Origin of the sequence: Sphingopyxis indica (assembly GCF_900188185.1) — a bacterium.
Classification (GTDB): Bacteria; Pseudomonadota; Alphaproteobacteria; order Sphingomonadales; family Sphingomonadaceae; genus Sphingopyxis; species Sphingopyxis indica.
Genome location: NZ_FZPA01000003.1, coordinates 220,152 through 242,610 on the forward strand (window position 1 = coordinate 220,152; position 22,459 = coordinate 242,610).

The following is a 22,459-nucleotide window of genomic DNA, read 5'->3' on the forward strand; positions in this document are numbered from 1 at the left end:
ATGGGCTGTTTCGGCGCTCTACCCTGCTATTGCGCCGGTGCGGCGGGCGATGCCGCCTTGACCACGCAGCCCTGCGGCGGATTGGCGGGCGCGGGGACGCGGCGCGCGGTCCTGATCGTCACCATCGGATCGAGAATCTGCCCCTGCATCGGCCCGTCGCCCGCGGTCGGCGATACGGGAGCGGCATAGATTTTCTCCGCCACCTCGCGGCCGCCGACGATCTCGCCGAACACCGCGAAGCCCGCCCCGTCGCCGCCCTGCGCATCGGCGTCGAAGCCCTTGATGTCGGAGAGCAGCAGAAAGAAGTCGGTCGTCGCATCGCCGGGGTTGAGCCGCGCCATCGACAGCGCGCCGTCGCAATTGGTGAGCCCCGTTTCGGTCGTCGGCTCGTGCGCGATCGGCGGAAAATTATTCGCCGCATTGCCGCGATTGCCCGCCTGGATCAGCTTGCTCGCGGGTCCCCAGCTGCGCGTCGAACGATAAAATACAAAGCCGTCCATGCGCTTGCTGTCGACATAGCGGAGGAAATTCTTCGCGGTGATCGGCGCGCGCTTGTCCTCGAGCCGCAGCGTGATCGTGCCGAGATCGGTATCGAGCGCGACATAGGGCCGCGTGTCGGGAGCGGCGGAGGGCGGCGGATCGGCCGCTGCGGCTGCGGGCTGGGCGGCGAGGGCGAGGAGCGGGAGAAGCATCGTGAACATGGGCAAGGCATAACCCAAAGGCGGCGGCGATGGCGACCCCTCTCCTTATATTCAACCTTTCGGTTGACAATAAGGCGCGAATCGCGAATATTAAACCTCATGGTTGAACATGATTCGCTCCCCCTCGACACGATCTTCCACGCGCTCGGCGACGCGACGCGGCGCGCGATGCTCGGCGAGCTCGCCGCCGCACCGCGCAGCGTCGGCGAGCTCGCCGAGCCCTTCGCCATGTCGCTCGCGGCGGCGTCGAAGCATATCAAGGTGCTCGAAAAGGCGGGCCTCGTGCGCCGCGAGGTGCGCGGCCGCACGCATATGTGCAGCCTCGATCCGGCGCCCCTGATGACCGCAGACCAGTGGCTCGGCGTCTATCGCCGCTTCTGGACCGGCCGCCTCGACACCCTCGAGCAGCTGCTGCGCGCCGAGGATGCTCCGCGTCCCCCTAGAGCAGTTTTCGACCAATCTGGGTCGTCGTGATTGCGCCAGACAGCCCGCTGGCGAGGCGTCGGCGTGCGGCAGGGGCTGGTTGCCCCTGCAAGCGACGCAACGCTGTCCAGCGGGCTGTCTGGCGCAACCGCCCGGCGGCGGGCCGATTTTGGCCCATCGCAGCGTCGCTCGTCGCGCACGATGTCCCGCATCGCACGGCTCCTCGCTTCTCGCGCCGGGCCAAAATCGGCTCCGTCCCGGCGACCCAGATTGGTCGAAAACTGCTCTAAGACACCCCTCCCCCCCGAAAGACGAAGGAGAATGACGATGACTGCCATGCTGACTGAAGACGATTATGGCGTGCTCGCCGAGCCTGCGACGCTGAAGATCGAGCGCCTGCTGCCCGGCCCGATCGACCGCGTCTGGACCTATCTGGTCGACGGCGAGCTTCGCCGCCAGTGGCTCGCCGCGGGCGCGATGGAGCAGCAGGTCGGCGCGCCGGTCGAACTCGTCTGGCGCAACGACGAGCTCACCGACCCGCCGGGCCAGCGTCCCGACGAGATGGCCGAAGAGCATCGGATGACCTGCGAAGTCATCGAGATCGACCCGCCGCACAAGCTCGCGATCAGCTGGGGCAGCACCGGCGGCGTGACCTTCACCCTGGCCGAGAAAGGCGACGAGGTGCTGCTGACGCTGGTCCACAAGCGCGTCGAGGACAGCGCGGTGCTGCTCAACGTCAGCGCCGGCTGGCACGCCCATATCGACGTCCTCGAAGCGCGGCTGCGCGGCACGGCGCCGGCGCCGCACTGGGACAATTGGGCGCAGCTGCGCAGCGATTATGCCGAACGCTTTTTCGGCTGAGGCGCGATACGAAGGACCGCTTGCGGGCGGTTGCGGAGGTTCTTAAGCCCCTCCTCTTCAGAGGAGGGGTTTGGGGTGGTGGGCACCGGTGAAGGCGCACCACCCCGCTGCGACTAACGCGCAAAGCGCGTAAGTCTCGCTGCCCCTCCTCTGAAGAGGAGGGGTTTGGTCAAACGGCCGTTTCCCACCCCAAGGCCGACGCTCGCAGCACAAAAAAGGGGCCGCTTTCGCGGCCCCTTTGCTTTTCGATCCCGAAGCGATCAGTCCTTCAGGAAGTCGGGCACATGGCCCTCGTCCTCGGGGACATTGTCGCTGCGCTCGCGGCGCGGGCCGCGGTCGCCGCCGTCGCGGCGCGGCCCGCGGTCGCGGCCGCCACGGCCACGGTCGCCACCTTCGCGGCCCCGATCGCCTCTGGGACCACGATCACCGCGGTCGCCGCGCGGTTCGCGCGCCGGGCGGGTGTCTTCGAGCTCTTCGCCGCTTTCCTGATCGACGACGCGCATCGACAGGCGGACCTTGCCGCGCGGGTCGATCTCAAGCACCTTGACCTTGACCTCCTGCCCTTCGGACAGGACGTCGGCGACCTTTTCGACGCGCTCGTTCCTGATTTCGCTGACGTGGACCAGACCGTCCTTGCCGCCCATGAAATTCACGAACGCACCGAAGTCGACGAGATTGACGACCTTGCCGTTATAGATCTTGCCGACCTCGGGCTCCTCGACGATGCCGAGAATCCACGCCTTGGCGGCTTCGATCTGCGCCGGGTCCGACGAGGCGATCTTGATGATGCCTTCGTCGTCGATGTCGACCTTGGCGCCGGTGGTCGCGACGATCTCGCGGATCACCTTGCCGCCGGTGCCGATGACGTCGCGGATCTTCGACTTGTCGATAGTGATCGTCTCGATGCGCGGCGCATGCGCCGACAATTCGCTGCGCGTCTCGCCGAGCGCCTTGTTCATCTCGCCCAGGATGTGCGCGCGGCCTTCCTTGGCCTGCTTCAGCGCCGCCTCGAAGATTTCCTTGGTGATGCCGGCGATCTTGATGTCCATCTGCATCGTGGTGATGCCTTCGGACGTGCCCGCGACCTTGAAATCCATGTCGCCAAGGTGATCCTCGTCGCCCAGAATGTCGCTGAGGATCGCATAATCCTTGCCTTCGAGGATCAGGCCCATCGCGATACCCGAAACCGGGCGCTTGATCGGCACGCCGGCGTCCATCAGCGACAGCGAACCGCCGCACACCGTCGCCATCGACGACGACCCGTTCGATTCGGTGATGTCGCTGGTCAGGCGGATCGTATAGGGGAAATCCTCCTTCGACGGCAGCACCGGGTGCAGCGCGCGCCACGCGAGCTTGCCGTGGCCGACCTCGCGGCGTCCCGGAGGACCGAAGCGGCCGACTTCGCCGACCGAATAGGGCGGGAAGTTATAGTGCAGCATGAAGCTTTCGTAACGCAGGCCGGTCAGGCCGTCGATCATCTGCTCGGCTTCCTTGGTGCCGAGGGTGCAGGTCGCGATCGTCTGCGTCTCGCCGCGGGTGAAAAGCGCCGAACCGTGCGCGCGCGGCAGGAAGTGCGTTTCGGCCTCGATCGGGCGGATCTGCGTCGTCGAGCGGCCGTCGATGCGCGTGCCGTCCTTCAGGATCGCGCCGCGGACGATTTCGGCCTCGAGCTTCTTGACCAGCTTGATGCCGGCCATCACCGCCTGCGGGTCGAGCCCGTCGGCGACGAACTGCTCCTTGGCCTTCGCGCGCGCCTCGTTCAGCGCGTTCGAGCGCGCCGACTTGTCGGTCAGCTTGTAGGCCGCGGCAATATCCTTGCCGATCAGCTTCTTGAGCTTGTCCTTGAGCGCGGCATTGTCGTCCGAAGCGGCGAGTTCCCACGGGTCCTTCGCGGCCTGTTCGGCAAGGCCGATGATCGCCTTGATGACCTCGCGGCACGCGTCGTGCGCGAACATCACCGCGCCGAGCATCACCTCTTCCGACAGCTCATTGGCTTCGGATTCGACCATCATCACCGCGTCGTGCGTCGCCGCGACGACGAGGTCGAGGTCGCCTTCGGCGACCTGTTCGTCGGTCGGGTTCAGGATATATTCGCCATCGACATAGCCGACGCGCGCGGCGCCGATCGGCCCCATGAAGGGGACGCCCGAGATGGTGAGCGCGGCCGACGCCGCGACCATCGCGAGGATGTCGGGCTCGTTGTGGCCGTCATAGCTCAGCACCTGAGCGATGGCGTTGATCTCGTTATAGAAACCTTCGGGGAACAGCGGGCGGATCGGACGGTCGATCAGGCGGCTGACCAGCGTTTCCTTTTCGGTCGCGCCGCGTTCGCGCTTGAAGAAGCCGCCGGGAATGCGGCCGGCCGAGGAATATTTTTCCTGATAATGGACGGTCAGCGGGAAGAAGTCCTGGCCTTCCTTCACCGACTTGGCGGCGGTGACGGCGCACAGGACGACCGTTTCGCCGAGGGTGGCGACGACGGCGCCGTCGGCCTGACGGGCAACCTTGCCCGTTTCGAGGGTCAGCGTTTCACCGCCCCACTCGATCGATACTTTTTTCACATCAAACATTTGGTTTCCTTCGCCCGCCGGGCCCTATGCCGGGCGGGGCCTCTGTTTTCCGGGCAGTCCGGCCCGGACGGTGTGGGGCGTCTGTCTGCCCCGATGGCGGACCCGCCGGATGCGGGAAAGCCCCTTATGGCATGCACATTTCGCGCAGACCAATATGACAGCGGCCCCGGATGCCGGGGCCGCTGAAAATTCTTATTTGCGAAGTCCGAGCTTCGCGATGAGGTCGGTGTAGCGGCCCTCATCCTTCTTTTTCAGATAGTCGAGCAGGCTGCGGCGCTTGTTGACCATCATCAGCAGCCCGCGGCGGCTGTGATTGTCCTTGTGGTGCGACTTGAAATGCTCGGTCAGCGTGTTGATGCGGTCGGTCAGAATCGCGACCTGCACCTCGGGCGAACCCGTATCGCCCTTTTCGCGGGCATGTTCCTTGATGAGCTCGGCCTTGCGCTCGGCGGTAATCGACATGTGCTTCTTCCTTCGAACATCGCTTTAGAGATTGAAGCCCCGCACGACCTTCAGCGTTCCCGCCGAAACCTCTATCAGCGCGACGGGCCGCTTTTCGCTGTCCCGTCCCCAATAGAGCCCGTCTTGCGTGCTTCCCCCGGTCCAGACGCGACCCTGACGGATCGCCCCTGCCGCTTCCGGGGAGAGGTCCAGAGCCGGGATGTCGACCAGCCCTGCCTCGAGCGGCAGAATCACATCTGATTGCGCGGCGCCTTGGCCGAACGCGTTCAATTTGTCCAGCGAAATCGCCTGATCGAGCGCGAATGGCCCCGCTTTCGTGCGGCGAAGCATCGTCACATGGCCGACGGTTCCGAGCGCCCGGGCGATGTCGCGCGCGAGGCTGCGGATATAGGTGCCCTTCGATACATGGGCAGTGAGGGTGATGCTCTCCAATTCCTCCCCGGTACGGGGAGGGGGACCGCCCGAAGGGTGGTGGAGGGGGGGCGCAGCATCAACCGAAGCCTCAGGCCGCCAACCCCCTCCGTCAGCGCTTCGCGCCGCCACCTCCCCACAAGTGGGGAGGATTTGAAGCGAATGGATCGTCACCCCCCGCGCCTTCATCGCGACCGCCTCGCCCTTGCGCGCGCGGTCATAGGCGCGCTGTCCGTCGACCTTGATCGCCGAAAAGGCCGGCGGCACCTGTTCGATCGCACCGGTGAAGCGCGGCAGCACCGCCTCGACCTCGGCCAGCGTCGGCCGGACCTCGCTGGTCGCCACCACCTCGCCCTCGGCATCGAGCCCCGCGGTTTCGGTCCCGAACGCGACGGTGAAATCATAGACTTTGCTCGCATCGAGCATCCGCCCGGTGAGCTTGGTCGCCTCGCCCAGGGCGATCGGCAGCACGCCCGACGCGAGCGGGTCGAGCGTCCCGCCGTGGCCGACTTTGACCTTGCCGAGCCCCGCCTCGCGGCACACGCGCTTGACCGCGCCCACCGCCTGCGTCGAGCCGAGGCCCACCGGTTTGTCGAGAATGACCCAGCCGTTCATGCGCCGCGGCTAGGGCGCATGGGCCGGGCTTGTCAATTTGCCTTCGATTTTTCGGCCTTGTCGCCCGCGATGTCCTTGCTCTTGTCGCGCTTCGACGGCGGCGGTGCGGAGTTGACGAACGAGACGAGCGGGCAGCGCTCGCCGCGCACGATCAGCGTCGCGAACCGGTCGAGCCGCGACGCGCCGCGCGTTTCGAAGCCGATCGCATGGGCAAAATCGAGGTCGCGGCAAAGCCCCGCGAACTGGCCGTAATACCAATCGCCGTGACGGTCCTGAATCCACACGCCGCGATCGTCGTCGCCTTCCCAGTTGCGGATCGTCGAATCGCTCGGGAAGACGATGCTCGCCTCAGCACCGATTTCGCGCACGGGCTTGCCGGGCTCGTCGGCCGCCGCTGCCGAAAGGGGAAGCAGACCGGCGGCCAGGGAGAGTGCGAGATTCCGTATCATGCGGGCGCGTCTAGCAGGGCGCGGCTGAACAAAGGCTGACCCAGCCTTCCCCCTCCTCTTCAGAGGAGGGGCTTAAGCGCCCGTTACCCACTCCTCCGCCAGCAACGACCAGAGCCCGGTGTCGCGCACATGCCCGGTCCAGGTGATCCGCTCGGCGCGCAGCACAGCTTCCTTCGTGCAGCCGAGCTTCGCGACGGCGGCCTGGCTTCGCGCATTACGCTCGTCGATGCGGAATTCGACGCGGCGGATGCCCACCGCGAAGGCGTGATCCAGCATCAGCGCCTTCACGCGGCCATTGAACCCGGTGCCGCGCGCATCGGGGTGGATATAGCTGTTGCCGAGCTCGATCGTCTGCGCCGACACGTCGGGACGCAGCCAGGCGGTCATGCCGACGACCCGGTCGCCGTCGAGGATCGCATAGGGCATACGGCTTTCGTGCCCGACCAGCGCATCGAAGCTCGCGTCGAAATGATCGGGGTCGAAGCTCGACGAATAGATCGGCCAGATGTCGGCATCGGCGGCGCACGCCGCACGCAGTCCCTCGCGGTGCGGCTCGGCGAGCTTGACGAGACGAAGATCGCCGTCGGCGAGTTCGACATAGAGGCGGTCAAGCATCGGCGGGCGCCTTTGCGGCGGCGCGCCGCTTTTCCATGAAGTGCCGCCGGCACATCGCGACATAGCGGTCGTTGCCGCCGATCTCGGTCTGCGCGCCCTCGACCACCGCATGCCCATCGCCGTCGACGCGCAAGTTCATCGTCGCCTTGCGCCCGCATTCGCACACGGCCTTGAGTTCGACGAGCGCGTCGGCAAGGCCGAGCAGCGCCGCCGAACCCGGAAACAGGTTCGCGGCAAAATCGGTGCGCAGGCCATAGCAGAGCACCGGAATATCGGCCTCGTCGGCAAGCCGCGCGAGGTCGAGCACCTGATCGCGCGTCAGGAATTGCGCTTCATCGACGAGCACGCAGGCGAGCGGGCGCTGCCGGTTCTCGGCGCTCACCGCTTCCCACAAATCGCTTTCGGGATCGAATTTATGCGCCTCGGCGAGCAGGCCGATCCGGCTCGTGATCTGGCCCGCACCATAGCGATCGTCGAGCGCCGCGGTCCACAGCATCGTTTCCATACCGCGCTCGCGATAGTTGAAATCCGCCTGCAACAGCGTCGTCGATTTGCCGGCGTTCATGCTGGCATAATAGAAATAGAGCTTGGCCATGGGCGCGCCATAGCGCGGCCGCACAGCCCGCGCCAGCCAGCCCGGGAACCTCAGCCCTCGCCGCCCTCCAGATCGCGCGCGACCTTCGGGTCGCGCAACAGCTTGTCGATGTGGCTCGCCTCGTCGAAGCTTTCGTCGGGCAGGAATTTCAGCTTCGCGGCATATTTCATGCGGATGCGATGCGCGACCTCGCGCTGGAGATAGGCGGTGTTGGTTCTGAGCGCCTTGATCACCGCATCCTCATCCTTGCCGAGCAGCGGCTTCACGAACACCGTCGCATGGCGCAGGTCGGGCGACATGCGCACTTCGGTGATGCTCACCGGATGCTTGGCGAGCACCTCGTCGTGGACGTCGCCGCGCTGGAGGATTTCGGACAGGACGTGGCGCACCTGCTCGCCGACGCGAAGCACGCGGACCGAGGGACCTTGGTTCTGATCATTATGACGCATCGGTTATGTCCTGCTGCACCCCCGCGCCGGGCGGGGGTGCAGGGATAGCTTTTACAACGTCCGTTCGCGTTCCTCGACCTCGAACACCTCGAGATGGTCGCCCGGCTTGATGTCGTTGGTGTCGGCCAGCACGACGCCGCATTCGAGGCCCGCGCGCACTTCGGCGACGTCGTCCTTGAAGCGGCGCAGCGAGGCGATCGTCGTCGCCGAGACGATGACGTCCTCGCGCGTGAGGCGCGCGTGGAGCCCCTTGCGGATGACGCCTTCGAGCACCAGCAGGCCCGCCGCCTTGTCGCGCTTTCCGGCCGGGAAGACTTCCTTGACCTCGGCGCGGCCGACGACGGTTTCGACGCGTTCCGGACCCAGTTCGCCCGCCATCTCCTTCGCGATTTCCTCGGTCAGGTGATAGATGACGTCATAATAGAGGAAGCGCACCTTCTCGCGGTTCGCGATCTCGCGCGCCTTGGCGTTCGGGCGGACGTTGAAGCCGATGATCGGCGCCCCCGTCGAGGCCGCGAGCGTCACGTCGCTTTCGGTGATCGCGCCGGCACCCGAATGGAGCACGCGCACGCGGATCTCGTCGGTCGAGAGCTTGCCCAGCGCGTTGACGATCGCCTCGACCGAGCCCTGCACGTCGGCCTTGATGACCACCGGAAACTCGATGACATTGGCCTTGTCGGCGAGCGCCGAGAACATGCCTTCGAGGCTGACCGGCGCCTGCGCCGTCCGCTTCTTCAATGCCTGTTCCTGGCGATAGGCGGCGACTTCGCGGGCGCGCGCCTCATTCTCGACGACGGTCAGCGTGTCGCCCGCCATCGGCACGCCGCCGAGCCCGAGCACCTCGACCGGCATCGACGGACCCGCCGATTTCACCTGCTTGCCCTGATCGTCGATCAGCGCACGGACGCGGCCGCTTTCGGCGCCGCAGACGAAGACGTCGCCGACCTTCAGCGTCCCGCGGCGGACGAGGATCGTCGCCACCGGGCCGCGGCCCTTGTCGAGCTTCGCCTCGACCACCGTGCCCTCGGCATTGCGGTCGGGGTTCGCTTTCAGCTCCATGATCTCGGCCTGCAGCGCGATCGCGTCGAGCAGCTTGTCGAGGTTCAGCTTCTTGAGCGCCGAAACCTCGACGTCCTGCACGTCGCCGCCCATGGCTTCGACGATGATCTCGTGCTCGAGCAGGCGCTCGCGCACCCGCTGCGGGTTGGCGCCGTCCTTGTCGATCTTGTTGATCGCGACGATGATCGGGACTCCCGCCGCCTTGGCGTGGTTGATCGATTCGATCGTCTGCGGCTTGATGCCATCGTCGGCCGCGACCACCAGGATCGCGATGTCGGTGACGTTCGCACCGCGCGCACGCATCTCGGTGAAGGCTTCGTGGCCCGGCGTGTCGAGGAAGGTGATGACGCTGCCGTCCTTTGCTTTCACCTGATAGGCGCCGATATGCTGGGTGATGCCGCCGGCCTCGCCCGCCTGCACGTTCGCGCCGCGCAGCGCGTCGAGCAGGCTGGTCTTGCCATGGTCGACATGGCCCATGATCGTGACCACCGGCGCCCGCGGCTTCAGCGCCTCGGGCGCATCGACGTCCTCGTCGTGGCGGATGTCGACGTCGGCTTCGCTGACGCGCTTGATCTCGTGCCCGAACTCGGTGACGAGCAGCTCGGCGGTGTCCTGGTCGATCGTCTGGTTGACGGTGACCATCATGCCCATCTTGAACAGCGCCTTGACCAGATCGGCGCCCTTTTCGGCCATGCGGTTGGCGAGTTCCTGCACCGTGATCGTGTCGGGCACCACCACTTCGCGGACCTGCTTTTCGCGCGGACCCGACGACGGGGTCATATGCGCACGCTTTTCCTTCTCGCGGGCGCGCTTGAGCGCCGCGAGGCTGCGCGCACGCGCGCCCTCATCCTCGTTCAGCGCACGCGTGACGGTCAGCTTGCCCGACTGGCGGCGATGATCGCCGCGATGTTCCTTTTTCGGCTCGGGGCGCTTGGGCTCGGGACGCTTGGGCGGCTCGACCGGCGTGAAGCGGCGCGGCGCGGGGGCTGCGGTCGCGGCACGCGGCGCGGCCTCTTCCTTCTTCGCCTCGGCGGGCGCGGGGGCCTCGGCGGCCGGCGCGGCTTCGGGCGCGGCCTTGGCCTCTTCTTCCGGCTTGGCCTCTTCCTGCTTCGCTTCGGCGGCGCGCGCCTTTTCCTCTTCGATCGCCTTCGCACGCTCGGCCTCTTCGCGGCGGCGCGCGTCCTCGAGCGCCGCGAGGCGTGCTTCCTCGGCCTCGCGCAGCAGCTGCGCCTGGCGCTCCTGGCGCGACATCAGGCTGTCGGCCTCGCTCTTGCGCGGCGCGGCGGGCTTCGGCGCCGCGGGCTTGGGCGCAGCGGCGGGCGCGGGTGCGGGCGCTTCCTTCGCCTCTTCGGCCTCGGGCGCGCTCGGAGTTTCGCCGGGACGGCCGATGACGCGGCGGCGCTTCACCTCGACCACCACCGTGTTGCGGCGGCCGTGGCTGAATTGCTGCTGTACCTGGCCGGCCTCGACCGTCCGCTTGAGCCCCAGCGGCTTGCGGGTCAGAGTCGGCTTGTCCTGTTCGTCACTCATCGAAAACCAAATATCCTTCTACGCGTCCGAAACGGCGGAGTCCGTGGACGCCGCCCCATTACCCGCCGTGCGGGAATCCGTATCGGGACCGCGGTTCGCCGCGTCCCTAAACCATCCGGTGAAAAACTGCCAGCGGGAGAGATGCGCCAGCACCCGGTCCGCGGCGCGGGCGTCGACAAGCGCCAGATGCACCGCATTTTCACGCCCCAATGCCATAGATAGGGTGCTTCGGTCCACCGGCAAGACCGTGCCTTCGCGCCCCGAGCCCTCTTCATCCTCGCCGACGCGCCACGCCTGCGCCAGTTTCCGCCGCCCATCCTCGCCCGCATCGCGCGCGTGGAGAAGCAGGCGAACCTGTCCGCGCCGCGCCGCTTCCTCGATCCGCTCGCTGCCCGTGAGCAACGTCCCGGCGCGCGCCTCGAGCCCGAGCCGGCTCAGCGTCGCGCGTTCGAGCTGCGCGTCGATCCGCGCGCCGAGATCGTCGGGAATGACGAAAGCGCCCTCGTGCAGCGCGCGCGCGAGCCCGCCCTTGAGCTTGCCCTTCGCCTGCGCCGCCTCGAGCGTCGCACGGTCGACGCCGATCCATGCGCCGCGCCCCGGCGCCTTTGCCAGCACGTCGGGCGCAATCACGCCGTCGGGCCCGAGCGCGAGGCGCACGAGCCTTTCGGCCGGCGCCACGTCGCCGGTCACCACACAACGCCGCTCGGGCGCATGTTGGCCGCGCCCCTTTGCGCGGTCGGTGTCGCCTAGCTGATCATTGCGCGGGGTCCGCATCGGCGGCCTCCCCGTCTTGCGGCTCCGCCGCGGGCCCGTCTTGCGGTTCCGCCGCGGGCCCGTCTTGCGGCTCTGCCGCCGGTTCGTCGTCGAACCAGTGCGCGCGCGCCGCCATGATGATCTCGTTGCCCTGCTCTTCCGACAGGCCATATTCGCCGAGCACGCCGCCCTTGTCCTCGGCGCGATCGCGCGACGGACCGCGGCGATTCTCGCTGCGCTTCTTGGCGATCAGCTCGTCGGTCGCGAGGTCGGCAAGGTCGTCGAGCGTCTTGATCCCCGCCTTGCCGAGCGTGACGAGCATCGCTTCGGTCAGGTGCGGAATGTCGGCGAGCGCATCCTCGACGCCCAGTTCGCGGCGTTCGGCGCGCGCGGCTTCCTCGCGGCGTTCGAGCGCTTCGGTCGCGCGGCTTTGCAGTTCCTCGGCGAGTTCCTCATCGAAGCCCTCGATCCCCGCCAGTTCCTCGACCGGAACATAGGCGACTTCCTCGAGTTCGCCGAAACCCTCGGCGACGAGCAGCTGCGCGAGCGTCTCGTCGACGTCGAGTTCTTCCTGGAACATCGTCGAACGTTCGACGAATTCGCGCTGGCGCTTCTCGCTCGCATCGGCCTCGGTCATGATGTCGATCTGCTTGCCCGTAAGCTGGCTCGCAAGGCGGACATTCTGGCCGCGGCGGCCGATGGCGAGGCTGAGCTGATCGTCGGGAACGACGACCTCGATGCGCCCGTCGTCCTCGTCGATCACGACGCGCTGCACCGTCGCGGGCTGGAGCGCGTTGACGACGAAGGTCGCGGTATCCTCCGACCAGGGGATGATGTCGATCTTTTCGCCCTGCATTTCCTGCACGACCGCCTGGACGCGGCTGCCCTTCATGCCGACGCAGGCGCCGACGGGGTCGATCGAGCCGTCATAGCTGATCACGCCGATCTTCGCGCGGCTGCCCGGATCGCGCGCCGCGGCCTTGATCTCGATGATGCCGTCATAGATTTCGGGCACTTCCTGCGCGAACAGCTTCTTCATGAAATCGGGGTGCGCGCGGGACAGGAAAATCTGCGGCCCGCGATTCTCGCGGCGCACCGACAGGATGATCGCGCGAACGCGGTCGCCGACGCGCATCAGTTCGCGCGGGATCTGCTGGTCGCGGCGGATCACGCCCTCGGCGCGGCCCAGATTGACGACGATGTGGCCGAATTCGACCGACTTGACGACGCCGGTGATGATCTCGCCCGCGCGGTCCTTATATTCCTCATATTGGCGCTCGCGGTCGGCTTCGCGCACCTTCTGGAAGATGACCTGCTTCGCCGACTGCGCGTCGATGCGGCCGAGATCGACCGCGGGAAGCGGATCGACGATGAAGTCACCGACCTTCGCATCCTTCTGCAGCTTCTGCCCCGCGGCAAGATCGACCTGCTTGAAATAATCGTCGACCTGCTCGACGACCTCGACGACGCGCCACAGGCGCAGGTCGCCGGTCTGCGGGTCGAGCTTGGCGCGGATGTCGTTCTCGGCGCCGTAACGCGCGCGCGCGGCGCGCTGGATCGCTTCCTCGATGGCCTCGATGACGATGCCCTTGTCGATCATCTTCTCGCTGGCGACCGAATTGGCGATCGCGAGCAGCTCGGCCTTGTTGGCGGAAATGGCTGTGGCCATCAGTCCTGTCCTTCTTCTTCCATATCGTCGGCGCCTTCCATCGAAAGCGGGACGGTTGCAGCTATCAATCGGTCGGTGAGCACCAGCTTCGCTGTGTCGATCGCGTCGAACGGCAGCTTGTGCTCCACCCCCTCCTTGTCCGAAATCGTGACGGTATCGCCGTCGATGCCGACGAGCGTGCCATTGAAACGCTGGCGTCCCTCGCGCTTTTCCTTGAGCGCGATCTTCGCCTCATGCCCCGCCCAGTCGGCAAAGTCGGCAGGGCGCGTCAGCGGCCGGTCGATGCCGGGCGACGAGACTTCGAGCCGATAGGCGCCCTCGATCGGGTCCTTTCCCGCTTCCTCGAGCGCGTCGAGCCGGTCCGAAATGCGGCGCGACAGGTCGGCGCAATCGTCGATCGTCAGCTGGCGCGTGTCGGGCCGCTCGGCCATCACCTGCAGGGTCGGGTCGCTGTCGCCGCCAAAGAAGGCGACGCGCACGAGCGCAAGGCCCATCGCCTCGGCTTCGGGCGCGATGATCGCGTTGAGGGCGTCGAAATCGACCAATGCTCGTCCCAAGGTTGCAGACCGGAAAGCCATGCGTTTCTGGCCGCCGCGGCCCGCGGCCCCGACGTCCTATCTGGCTATCCATGTCTAGGAGTGAGCGTGCATATAGGCCGCTCGCAGGAAATCGGCAAGGGGAGATTGGGCGCCGCCCGAAGCTATTTCGTGGCGCCCGGCATCTCTCCGCTGGTCGCGCCGGTGCGCACGATATTCTCGGTCCCCGGCAGCGGCGGCAGCACCGGCTGCGGCGGCGGTGCGCTCAGCCTGTCGGCATAGAGCAGCCGCCCCGGGCCGAGTTTATACAGGATCTGCGGCAGCAATTCCTCGCCGAACACGAAACAGCCCTCGCTGCGCCCGAGCTTGCCCTGCGTCGCGATCAGCGACGGTTCGGCGTACCAGGCGCCGTGGATGACGATCGCGCGCATGTCGGCGTTGCTGTTGTCGGGATCGAGCCCGGCGAGCCGCATCGACGAGCCGTTCGAGCCCCAATAATAGTCACTGGTGCGATAGGCCCCGCGCGAGCTGGCGAGCGAGCCCGGCAGGTTCGAAAAGCTCTTGAGCCAGCCGTCGTGCTGCGGGTCGGACCCGCGCCCGTGCGTCACCGGGAACATGTCGATCGTGCCCGCGACCATGTCGACCAGCGCGAAGCGCGGACGATAGGAGGGCAATCCATAATCGACGATGCCGACGCGGTCGGCCAGCTTGATGCGGCTTCCCTCGCGCGCCAGCTGTGCGCGCGCGACCGCCAGATAGTCGACCGGCGGCGCCGCGGGCGCCCTGGCGGTGATCCAGTCGGGCAATTGCGCACGCGCCGGCAGCGCGGCAAGGGCGCCCGCCCCTGCCATTGTCGCCAGCATCGCCCTGCGATCGATAAACCTGTTCACGTCTTGCAACCCAACCCCGCATGCCGCCTTCGGCGATCCCTCGTGCGGCCATAAACGGCAGCTCGCCCATCAAAAGCAAGCAGCCTGTGTCCAATCATGCGGGCAATTGTGCCATATTTACCATGAACAGCGAGTTTACACCCCGCATATTGCGTCGGCCGGTCCCGGGCGATAGGCAAGCGCGCATGAAAGCGACCATCTGGCACAACCCCGCCTGCGGCACCTCGCGCAAGACCCTCGCGATTCTTCAGGAAGCGCCCGGAGTCGAACTGACCGTCATCGAATATCTGAAACAGCCCTATGGCGAAGCGAAGCTGCGCCAGCTCTTCGCCGACGCCGGGCTCGCGGCAAAGGACGCGCTGCGCCTGCGCGGGACCGACGCCGCCGAACGCGGCCTGCCCGATGCGGACGAGGATGCGATCATCGCCGCGATGGCCGCGAACCCCGCCTATGTCGAACGCCCCTTCGTCGAAACCGACAAGGGCGTGCGCCTGTGCCGGCCGCAGGATCGGGTTCACGAGATTTTGTAGCGCCTACACGGCCCAGTCGAACGCGCGACGCAATTCGGCTGCGCCGTCCGCGGCATAGGGCAGCCCATGCGCCATCACGACACGCTCGCAATCCCAGCCGAGAATCGTCGCCACCGCTTCGCGGACGCGGCGGCGCCTGGGCCAGAAGGTCAGCCGCAGGTCGATCGGCGCCTTGCCGTTCGGGTGCGCCGCGCCCGACAGGCGGACGAGCCAGCGATAGAAGCGGCCTCGCACCCGCTGCGGCTCGAAATTCTCGATGAGGTCGGTCAGAATCACGGTGCGCGATGCGCGGTGAAAGAAGACCGCCTCGCTGACCGCGGTGCCCGGAACCAGCACGGCTTCGAGTCCTTCGGGGAGCGGGGTTGCGCCCTCTCCGACCACCGCGTCGATGCGAAACGCGCGCTTCGCCTTGTCGGCAAGCCCGGGCACCGCGAGCGTCCGCGCCGCGGGATAGCGCCGCTGCCAGTCGGCGACATACCAATAGTGAAGGCTGTTCGGCGCGACGAGCCACGCGACGCGGCCGAGCCGGTCGATCGCGGCGAGCAACGTCTCTTCGGGGGCGACCGGCGAGTGCAGCCACAGCCCGCCGCCGGCGAGCCGCACCACGGTCATCCGCGTCGGAAAAGGAATCGAGCTCGGCCCGTAATCCATGCGGATTTCGGGACCGTCGACCGTCCAGATGTCGGGGCCGAACGGCTTGAGCGTGTTGAGCGGCGCGTAGGGGATGAAAGCCGTCATCGGCGCGCAGCCTAGCAGAGCCGGTGCTTGCTCGCCAAATTTCGTCGAACTTCGGCCGCGTCAGCGAAAGAAGCAATTGGCCCCCGCGAACAGCGCGTCGATCTTCGCCGTATCGCCCGGCGCCGCGAACATGCCGCCGATCGCGCTATCGCCGCTGCCGATCGTGAATTCCTCGCCGATCGTGCTGTCCTCGACGTCGACGATGCTCACCGATTGCTTTGCCTTGGCGCGCGTCGTGCCGATGCCGATGCCGCTCATCGTCGAATAGCGGCCGGCGCCGGGCTCGTTGCCGAGAAACCAGCCGACGAATTTGCCGTCCTGGAAGTTGAGCGTCATCGCATCGAAACGCGTGAACTCCATCGAACCGGCGCCGCATTCGACATTGGTGCTGCGATCCTCCGCAGCGCCGGCAACGCGCGCGAGCGCGGCTTCGGCCTGGTCGCGCGGGGCGCCGAACGCGAGGAGGCTCGCCTTGCCGCTCGCCTTGTCGACGAAGCGCAGCCCTTCGCCGTCGAGGCTGATCGCGGTCGTTGCCGCGGCCGGCCCGCCGGCCTTCGCCGCTGGCATTTCGGGCGCGGTGGGGACAATCGCCTCGTCGGGCTCTTCAGGCGCGGCAACGGGCTTGCAGGCACCCAGGAGCGCCAGCACCAGAATCGTCGTCAGTCTGCGCATCGCCCGCCCTTCAGCTTATATGACCGGAACGGCATCCTACCGCACCCGCCGCCGCAAGGGCTACAGGCTTTTGCACCACGCGCGGCCGGGCGACGCCGGCGCCCCCGCGCGAACGGGGGCGCGGCGCCTCAGCCCTTTTTCAGATGCCGGCGGCCCAGCAGTTCGGCGATCTGCACCGCGTTGAGCGCCGCGCCCTTGCGCAGATTGTCGCTGACGCACCAGAGGTTCAGGCCGTTGTCGACCGTCGGATCGTCGCGCACGCGGCTGACGAAGGTCGCGAAATCGCCGACGCATTCGACGGGGGTGATATAGCCGCCGTCCTCGCGCTTGTCGTGGAGCACGACGCCGGGGGCTTCGCGCAGGATGCGCTGCGCTTCCTCGGCCGACAGCTCGTCCTTGGTCTCGATATTGATCGCCTCGCTATGGCCGACGAACACGGGGACTCGCACGCAGGTCGCGGTGACCTTGATCTTGGGATCGAGGATCTTCTTCGTCTCGACGACCATCTTCCATTCCTCCTTGGTCGAGCCGTCGTCGAGGAATTTGTCGATGTGCGGGATGACGTTGAAGGCGATCTGCTTGGTGAATTTCTGCACATCCTTTTCGTCGCCGACGAAGATCTGGCGCGTCTGGTTCCACAGCTCGTCCATCCCCGCCTTGCCGGCGCCCGACACCGACTGATAGGTCGAGACGACGACGCGTTCGATCGTCGCGGCGTCGTGCAGCGGCTTCAGCGCGACGACCATCTGCGCGGTCGAGCAATTGGGGTTCGCGATGATGTTCCGGGCCGTGTAGCCGTCGATCGCCTCCGGGTTCACTTCCGGCACGATCAGCGGCACGTCGGGGTCCATGCGGTAGAGCGAGCTGTTGTCGATGACGATGCAGCCCGCCGCCGCAGCCTTCGGCGCGTGGATCGCGGTTGCGTCGCTGCCGATGGCAAAGATCGCCATGTCCCAGCCCGACCAGTCGAAATTGTCGATATTCTGGCACTTCACGGTCCTGCCCGTGTCGCCGATTTCCACTTCGGTACCCTGGCTGCGCGACGAGGCGACAGCGGCGAGCGCGTCGATGGGGAATTCGCGCTCGGCGAGAATGGCGAGCACTTCGCGCCCGACATTGCCCGTCGCGCCCGCGACGACGATACGATAACCCATGATGTTTCTGCCTTTCCGGTATTTCCGTTCGCCCTGAGGAGGGACTGAGCCTTGGCGAAGTCCCGTCTCGAAGGGCCGCGACGGTGCGCTACTGTCCTTCGAGACGGGACTGCGTCCCTCCTCAGGACGAACGGCGGTGATGGTTGGTTCGCGTTTTTCGTCTTCCGATATGCAAACGGCCGGTTCTGCCTGTTGGCGGAACCGGCCGTTTTGGAAAGCTGTTTCGGCTTTGGGTGAGAGAAGCTCTCCTTAGCCTTCGGTTCCGGGCCGGTTGTCGCGGCGCTCCGCAATACGCGCCGATTTGCCGGTGCGGCCGCGCAGATAGTAAAGTTTCGCGCGGCGGACGGCGCCCTTGCGGACGACGGTAATCGAATCGATGTTCGGCGAATAGAGCGGGAAGACGCGCTCGACGCCCTCACCGAACGACAGCTTGCGCACGGTGAAGTTCGATCCCATGCCCTTGTTCGAACGCGCGATGCACACGCCTTCGAAATTCTGGACGCGGGTGCGTTCGCCTTCGACGACGCGCACGCCGACACGCAGCGTGTCGCCCGGGCGGAATGTCGGAATTTCTTTGCCAGCCTTGGCGATTTCTTCGGCTTCGATCGTCTGGATGAGGTTCATGCCTCTAGTCCTTCTTCTTTTGCCGCGCGCCAGAGGCAGGTCGGTCCCGAGCGCCCTCATGGCGCTCCCAAAGGTCCGGCCTGCGTAACCGTGTGTCCTCTTCCGCCTTTTGTTTCCGCCAGGCGGCGATCTTCGCATGATCCCCCGATCGCAGCACTTCGGGGATCGTGCGCCCTTCCCACGTCGCGGGCCGGGTATAATGCGGATATTCGAGCAAACCGTCCTCGAACGATTCGTCGTCGCCGCTTGAAGCCGCGCCCATTACGCCGGGAAGCAGCCGAATGCAAGCGTCGAGCAGCATCAGCGCGCCCATCTCTCCGCCCGACAGGATGATGTCGCCCATCGACACCTCTTCGATCGCGCGCGCCTCGAAAATCCGCTCGTCGAAACCTTCGAAGCGGCCGCAGAGGATGATGGCGCCGGGGCCGGCCGCGAGCGCGCGCACGCGGGCCTGGGTGATCGGGGCGCCGCGCGGGGTCATCGCCAGCAGCGGCAGGCCCAGATGCGCGGCGCTCGCATGGTCGATCGCCGCGGCGAGCACGTCGGCGCGAAGCACCATCCCCGCCCCGCCGCCCGCCGGCGTATCGTCGACCGTGCGGTGCCGATCGGTCGCAAAATCGCGAATCTGCACGGGCGCGCAATTCCACGTCCCGCTTTCGAGCGCGCGCCCCGCCATGCTGTGCCCCAGCGGACCGGGGAACATGTCGGGATAGAGCGTGAGCGGGACGGCGGTGAAGGGCATCGGCCGCCTATAGCGTCCAATTCTCGACCGTCAGCCCCGGCACATCGGCGAAATCGGCTGCGTTGCGGGTGATCAGCGTCAGACCGAGACTGACCGCATGCGCAGCGATCAAGCGATCGAAATTGCGCCGCCGGATTCCGATCTGGCGCGCAATTCGCCCATAGGCGTCTGCCGCCGCATCGTCATAAGAGTGGACGTCGATCAATCGGATCAGCGTGTCGAGCAATTCGTCGTCGCGCGTATCGTCGCCGCTCTCGCGCGCGCCGACGCGCAGTTCGGACAGGGTGATGGCGGAGATCGCAAGGCCGCTCGCAAAATTCTCTCGCATCTTGTCGCGCAGATTCTCGCTTCGCGCCCGCGCGAAGTCGATGCAGACGTTGGTGTCGAGCATATACATGGGGTCAGGCGGCACGCCCGCCGGCGTCACCATCACCCCAATCATAATCCTCCTGATCGGTGTCACGACGTCCACGCCCCATAAAGCCGGGCGAGAAGGCGCCATAGAGCCCCATCAGCACCGACAGGCTATCGCTTTCCTTCCACAGCGAAAAGCTGCCATCCTTGTGCGGAGCAATCACGACATCATCTCCTTCCGTGATCCCCAATGCCTTTGGCAAGCGCAGCGCGAGTGAATTGCCCGACTTGAAGACTTTGGCGCGATATTCCTTGGTCATAGGAAACTCCGTATATACATGATGTATATACATCAGCGATCATTTCAAGCAATGCTAATCGAGCGGCTGCCATAGCGCCTCTGGCAGCAAAGGACGATCCGCTTCGAATTCCTCGCGCAGCCATTCGCGGAAGCGCTCGATCTTGCGCACCCGGCTGCGGCCTTCGCGATAGACGAGCCAGTTCGCGCCGCCGGGCTGGTAGAGCGTCTCGAACGGCTGGACCATCCGCCCGCTGTCGAGTTCGGCGCGCCAGAGCAGCGGGGTCATCAGGGCGATGCCGTAGCCGCCCTGCACCGCGCTCGCCTCCTGAAGCTGGCTGTCGAGTTCGACCCCGCGGCGCGGGGGCGGTTTGACGTCGACGCCCGCCTCGGCAAGCCAGCCCGCCCACCAGGGGTCGTTGGGCGCGAGCCGTTCGACATTGAGCAGATCGGCAGGCGCGGTGATGCGATTCGCCTCGAGGAAAGCCGGCGCGCAGATCGGCGTCACATGGCTGCGGAACAGGAAATCGGCGCGCAGTCCGGGCCAGCCGCCCGGTCCGATGCGGATCGCGACGTCGACGTCCGACGCGTCAAAATCGACATAGGCGTTCGACATCGACAGCCGCACCGCGAGGTCGGGATAGCGCAGCTGGAAGCGCCCGATGCGCGCGCTGAGCCAGGTGCCGCCAAAGGTCGTCGCGGCGCTGATCGTCAAAATATCGGCCTCGTCATTGCCGAGCGCCGCGAAAGCATCGCCCATCGACGCGAAGGCGGTGCTGATCGCGGGGAGCAACCGCTGCCCCGTCTCCGACAGGCGCACGCGCCCCTTTTCGCGCACGAACAGCGCGCGGCCGAGCCGATCCTCCAATTGGCGGACCTGATAGCTGACGGCCGCCTGCGTCATCCCGAGCTCTTCGGCGGCGCGCGAGAAATTCTCCAGTCTTCCGGCGGATTCGAAAGCGCGGATCGCGGCGAGCGGCGGCAGGCGGGACATGCCATCTTATAAGGTGAACTTATGCTGCACCGCAAAGCTTTTGTTGGCGCCGGAGCCAGGGAAGGCGCATTTAAGATGCACCCACCCAGCAGGAGACGACCGATGATCGACGAGATGTGGATGCGCGGCTGGGCCGAAAATCACGGCCGCTTCAGCGCCGATCTCGACCGCGGCCTTTCGCAGATTGCGCAAGCCTGGCGGTCGTGGCGCCGCCGCGGCCCGGGCGCCGGCGGGAGCGCAAAGCCCCGCGCCGGCGCGCACTGAGACGGGCGGGAATAGCGTCGACCGTGCCGACGCGCCACCGGCGCCGCGGCCGCTCCCCCCTTGCGGCGCTATTCCCGTCCAACCTTTTCCCTGATCGGATACCGCTCAATTTAGGTTGAACCGTAGCCCTGAGCCTGTCGAAGGGCGGCTATCGACGAGAGGCGCCCTTCGACAGGCTCAGGGCTTCGGTGAGAAACGATTCCGTGGCGAGAAACGATTCCATCTGAAATGGGCACGCCGCTCGGTGACCGCCGGGTGCCCGGCCCGCCGCTTTATTCGGCGAAAGCCGCGTTGACGGTCACACCGTCGTCGCTCCACGCCGGCACCGCCTGCGCATTCATCGGCACCATGAAGCGCTTCGCCTTCTTGCCGCCTTCGCTCGGCCGCTCGATTTCGAGGATGTCGCCCGCGCCGAAATTCTCGACCGCGATGACGGTGCCGAGCGCGGTGCCGTCGGTCGAGGTGCAGGCGAGCCCGATCAGGTCGTGATGATAATATTCGCCCTCGCCCAGCGGCGGCAGCGCCGACCGCGGGACCGTCAGGACGGTGCCGCGGAGCGCCTCGGCGGCGCTGCGGTCGGTGATTTCGGCGAATTGCGCGACCGCGCCCTGATTGGCGGGGCGCAGCGATTTCAGCGTGAGCTTGCGCCCGCCGGCATCGAATGCGGAAAAGGCGCGCAAGCCTTGCACGCCTTCGCCGAATAATTTGAGCCGCACCTCGCCCCGCACCCCGTGCGCGCCGGCGATGGCGGCAAGGGTGACGGGGCGGTCGGCCTTGTCCCCCTCCCGCTTGCGGGAGGGGTTAGGGGTGGGGCGAGCCGAAGGCGAGCTATCCATATCCCGCGTCCTTGCCCACCCCCGGCCCCTCCCGCAAGCGGGAGGGGAGAAGAATCAACCCTCGGCCTTTTCTTCGCCTTCGGCCGGCGCCGGGCCGCCCTCGGCGACTTCCTCGGCGATCGCGGCGGCGTCTTCGGCCGTCGTTTCGGCGGGCACTTCGTCAGCCACCGCGTCGGCAACGGCTTCGGCGGTCTCTTCGCTCTTCACCGAGCCGGTCGCATCCGATTCGGCTTCCTCGGCGACGGGCGCCTCTTCAGCCGGAGCCGCAGCGGCTTCCTTGGCGGCCTCTTCGGCCTCGGCCAGCTTGGCGGCGCGCTCTTCGGCGCGTTCCTTGGCCTTCTCGCCCGGCTCGGCCTTCTTGGGGTTGTTGCGCGCGGCGCGTTCCTTGAGACCGGCGGCGTCGAGGAAGCGGGCGACACGGTCGGTCGGCTGCGCGCCGACGCTCAGCCAATGCTTCGCGCGATCGGCATCGAGCTTGATGCGTTCGGGGTTATCCTTGGCGAGCAGCGGGTTGTAGCTGCCGATGCGCTCGATGAAGCGGCCGTCGCGCGGGGAGCGCGAATCGGCGACGACGATCTTGTAATAGGGGCGCTTTTTCGAACCGCCGCGCGAGAGGCGAATGGAAGTAGCCATGATATTGTCCTTCTGAGTCTAAACTGGTTGTC

The 22,459-nt window shown here is 66.6% G+C and carries 27 protein-coding genes; 4 read left to right on the forward strand and 23 right to left on the reverse strand.

Features of this window, described 5'->3' with window-relative positions:
- Positions 1–26: 26 nt before the first annotated feature.
- Positions 27–692 (reverse strand): peptidylprolyl isomerase, encoded by a 666-nt coding sequence (locus CHB69_RS06965; RefSeq protein WP_245836594.1) that lies wholly within the window; start codon positions 690–692, stop codon positions 27–29.
- Between the two features lie 108 nt (positions 693–800).
- On the opposite strand from CHB69_RS06965, the gene CHB69_RS06970 reads away from it, so the two are divergent.
- Positions 801–1,175: an ArsR/SmtB family transcription factor gene (locus tag CHB69_RS06970; protein WP_089215265.1), complete on the forward strand. Its 375-nt coding sequence runs from the start codon at positions 801–803 to the stop codon at positions 1,173–1,175.
- A gap of 276 nt (positions 1,176–1,451) precedes the next feature.
- Positions 1,452–1,985, forward strand: a complete 534-nt coding sequence (locus CHB69_RS06980; RefSeq protein ID WP_089215323.1) for an SRPBCC family protein — start codon at positions 1,452–1,454, stop codon at positions 1,983–1,985.
- A 260-nt stretch (positions 1,986–2,245) separates the two neighbouring features.
- Here the strand turns inward: CHB69_RS06980 and pnp are convergent, their stop codons facing one another.
- The 12 genes from pnp to CHB69_RS07040 all read right to left on the reverse strand — a co-directional run bounded on the left by pnp (position 2,246) and on the right by CHB69_RS07040 (position 14,588).
- Positions 2,246–4,555, reverse strand: coding sequence for a polyribonucleotide nucleotidyltransferase (gene pnp, locus CHB69_RS06985; RefSeq protein WP_089215267.1), 2,310 nt, complete (start codon positions 4,553–4,555; stop codon positions 2,246–2,248).
- A gap of 192 nt (positions 4,556–4,747) precedes the next feature.
- Entirely contained in the window at positions 4,748–5,017 is a 270-nt protein-coding gene (gene rpsO / locus CHB69_RS06990; RefSeq protein WP_089215268.1) for a 30S ribosomal protein S15, read from the reverse strand.
- A gap of 24 nt (positions 5,018–5,041) precedes the next feature.
- Positions 5,042–6,043, reverse strand: coding sequence for a tRNA pseudouridine(55) synthase TruB (gene truB, locus CHB69_RS06995; RefSeq protein ID WP_170935467.1), 1,002 nt, complete (start codon positions 6,041–6,043; stop codon positions 5,042–5,044).
- Positions 6,044–6,075: 32 nt separating this feature from the next.
- Complete coding sequence (locus tag CHB69_RS07000) at positions 6,076–6,492, reverse strand: DUF6491 family protein (protein WP_245836596.1); 417 nt, start codon at positions 6,490–6,492, stop codon at positions 6,076–6,078.
- Positions 6,493–6,564: 72 nt separating this feature from the next.
- Positions 6,565–7,107: a GNAT family N-acetyltransferase gene (locus CHB69_RS07005; RefSeq protein ID WP_089215269.1), complete on the reverse strand. Its 543-nt coding sequence runs from the start codon at positions 7,105–7,107 to the stop codon at positions 6,565–6,567.
- Positions 7,100–7,702: a thymidine kinase gene (locus tag CHB69_RS07010; RefSeq protein WP_089215270.1), complete on the reverse strand. Its 603-nt coding sequence runs from the start codon at positions 7,700–7,702 to the stop codon at positions 7,100–7,102. The genes CHB69_RS07005 and CHB69_RS07010 overlap by 8 nt, the downstream gene beginning before the upstream one ends.
- Before the next feature lie 50 nt (positions 7,703–7,752).
- Complete coding sequence (gene rbfA, locus CHB69_RS07015; RefSeq protein ID WP_089215271.1) at positions 7,753–8,151, reverse strand: 30S ribosome-binding factor RbfA; 399 nt, start codon at positions 8,149–8,151, stop codon at positions 7,753–7,755.
- 51 nt (positions 8,152–8,202) lie between these two features.
- Entirely contained in the window at positions 8,203–10,740 is a 2,538-nt protein-coding gene (infB, locus tag CHB69_RS07020; RefSeq protein ID WP_089215272.1) for a translation initiation factor IF-2, read from the reverse strand.
- Positions 10,741–10,758: 18 nt separating this feature from the next.
- A complete protein-coding gene (locus CHB69_RS07025; RefSeq protein ID WP_089215273.1) occupies positions 10,759–11,514 on the reverse strand; it encodes a DUF448 domain-containing protein in 756 nt (251 codons plus the stop codon).
- Positions 11,495–13,162 (reverse strand): transcription termination factor NusA, encoded by a 1,668-nt coding sequence (gene nusA / locus CHB69_RS07030; RefSeq protein ID WP_089215274.1) that lies wholly within the window; start codon positions 13,160–13,162, stop codon positions 11,495–11,497. The genes CHB69_RS07025 and nusA overlap by 20 nt, the downstream gene beginning before the upstream one ends.
- A complete protein-coding gene (rimP, locus tag CHB69_RS07035; RefSeq protein WP_089215275.1) occupies positions 13,162–13,707 on the reverse strand; it encodes a ribosome maturation protein RimP in 546 nt (181 codons plus the stop codon). Before rimP ends, nusA begins: the two co-directional genes overlap by 1 nt.
- A gap of 155 nt (positions 13,708–13,862) precedes the next feature.
- Positions 13,863–14,588, reverse strand: a complete 726-nt coding sequence (locus CHB69_RS07040) for a murein L,D-transpeptidase catalytic domain family protein (protein WP_245836597.1) — start codon at positions 14,586–14,588, stop codon at positions 13,863–13,865.
- A 185-nt stretch (positions 14,589–14,773) separates the two neighbouring features.
- Between CHB69_RS07040 and CHB69_RS07045 the strand changes: the two genes are divergently transcribed.
- The gene (locus CHB69_RS07045) at positions 14,774–15,118 is read left to right on the forward strand and encodes an arsenate reductase family protein (RefSeq protein WP_089215277.1); all 345 of its coding nucleotides are present in this window, start codon (positions 14,774–14,776) and stop codon (positions 15,116–15,118) included.
- A 3-nt stretch (positions 15,119–15,121) separates the two neighbouring features.
- On the opposite strand, the gene CHB69_RS07050 is transcribed toward CHB69_RS07045, so the two are convergent.
- From CHB69_RS07050 to CHB69_RS07085, 8 genes are all read right to left on the reverse strand, one after another.
- Entirely contained in the window at positions 15,122–15,856 is a 735-nt protein-coding gene (locus CHB69_RS07050) for a DUF4336 domain-containing protein (RefSeq protein ID WP_089215278.1), read from the reverse strand.
- Between the two features lie 60 nt (positions 15,857–15,916).
- Complete coding sequence (locus CHB69_RS07055; RefSeq protein WP_089215279.1) at positions 15,917–16,528, reverse strand: hypothetical protein; 612 nt, start codon at positions 16,526–16,528, stop codon at positions 15,917–15,919.
- Positions 16,529–16,656: 128 nt separating this feature from the next.
- The gene (locus CHB69_RS07060) at positions 16,657–17,682 is read right to left on the reverse strand and encodes an aspartate-semialdehyde dehydrogenase (protein ID WP_089215280.1); all 1,026 of its coding nucleotides are present in this window, start codon (positions 17,680–17,682) and stop codon (positions 16,657–16,659) included.
- A gap of 249 nt (positions 17,683–17,931) precedes the next feature.
- Positions 17,932–18,306: a 50S ribosomal protein L19 gene (rplS, locus tag CHB69_RS07065; RefSeq protein ID WP_089215281.1), complete on the reverse strand. Its 375-nt coding sequence runs from the start codon at positions 18,304–18,306 to the stop codon at positions 17,932–17,934.
- A 4-nt stretch (positions 18,307–18,310) separates the two neighbouring features.
- The gene (trmD, locus tag CHB69_RS07070; RefSeq protein WP_089215282.1) at positions 18,311–19,048 is read right to left on the reverse strand and encodes a tRNA (guanosine(37)-N1)-methyltransferase TrmD; all 738 of its coding nucleotides are present in this window, start codon (positions 19,046–19,048) and stop codon (positions 18,311–18,313) included.
- 7 nt (positions 19,049–19,055) lie between these two features.
- The gene (locus CHB69_RS07075; RefSeq protein ID WP_245836598.1) at positions 19,056–19,490 is read right to left on the reverse strand and encodes a type II toxin-antitoxin system VapC family toxin; all 435 of its coding nucleotides are present in this window, start codon (positions 19,488–19,490) and stop codon (positions 19,056–19,058) included.
- Positions 19,450–19,722, reverse strand: a complete 273-nt coding sequence (locus CHB69_RS07080; RefSeq protein ID WP_089215325.1) for an AbrB/MazE/SpoVT family DNA-binding domain-containing protein — start codon at positions 19,720–19,722, stop codon at positions 19,450–19,452. The genes CHB69_RS07075 and CHB69_RS07080 overlap by 41 nt, the downstream gene beginning before the upstream one ends.
- A gap of 54 nt (positions 19,723–19,776) precedes the next feature.
- The gene (locus CHB69_RS07085) at positions 19,777–20,694 is read right to left on the reverse strand and encodes a LysR substrate-binding domain-containing protein (protein WP_089215284.1); all 918 of its coding nucleotides are present in this window, start codon (positions 20,692–20,694) and stop codon (positions 19,777–19,779) included.
- Positions 20,695–20,796: 102 nt separating this feature from the next.
- Between CHB69_RS07085 and CHB69_RS20065 the strand changes: the two genes are divergently transcribed.
- A complete protein-coding gene (locus CHB69_RS20065) occupies positions 20,797–20,958 on the forward strand; it encodes a hypothetical protein (RefSeq protein WP_170935468.1) in 162 nt (53 codons plus the stop codon).
- A gap of 272 nt (positions 20,959–21,230) precedes the next feature.
- Here CHB69_RS20065 and rimM read toward each other — a convergent pair whose 3' ends face one another.
- A complete protein-coding gene (gene rimM / locus CHB69_RS07090; protein ID WP_089215285.1) occupies positions 21,231–21,794 on the reverse strand; it encodes a ribosome maturation factor RimM in 564 nt (187 codons plus the stop codon).
- 54 nt (positions 21,795–21,848) lie between these two features.
- Positions 21,849–22,427, reverse strand: coding sequence for a 30S ribosomal protein S16 (rpsP, locus tag CHB69_RS07095; RefSeq protein ID WP_089215286.1), 579 nt, complete (start codon positions 22,425–22,427; stop codon positions 21,849–21,851).
- Positions 22,428–22,459 lie beyond the last annotated feature (32 nt).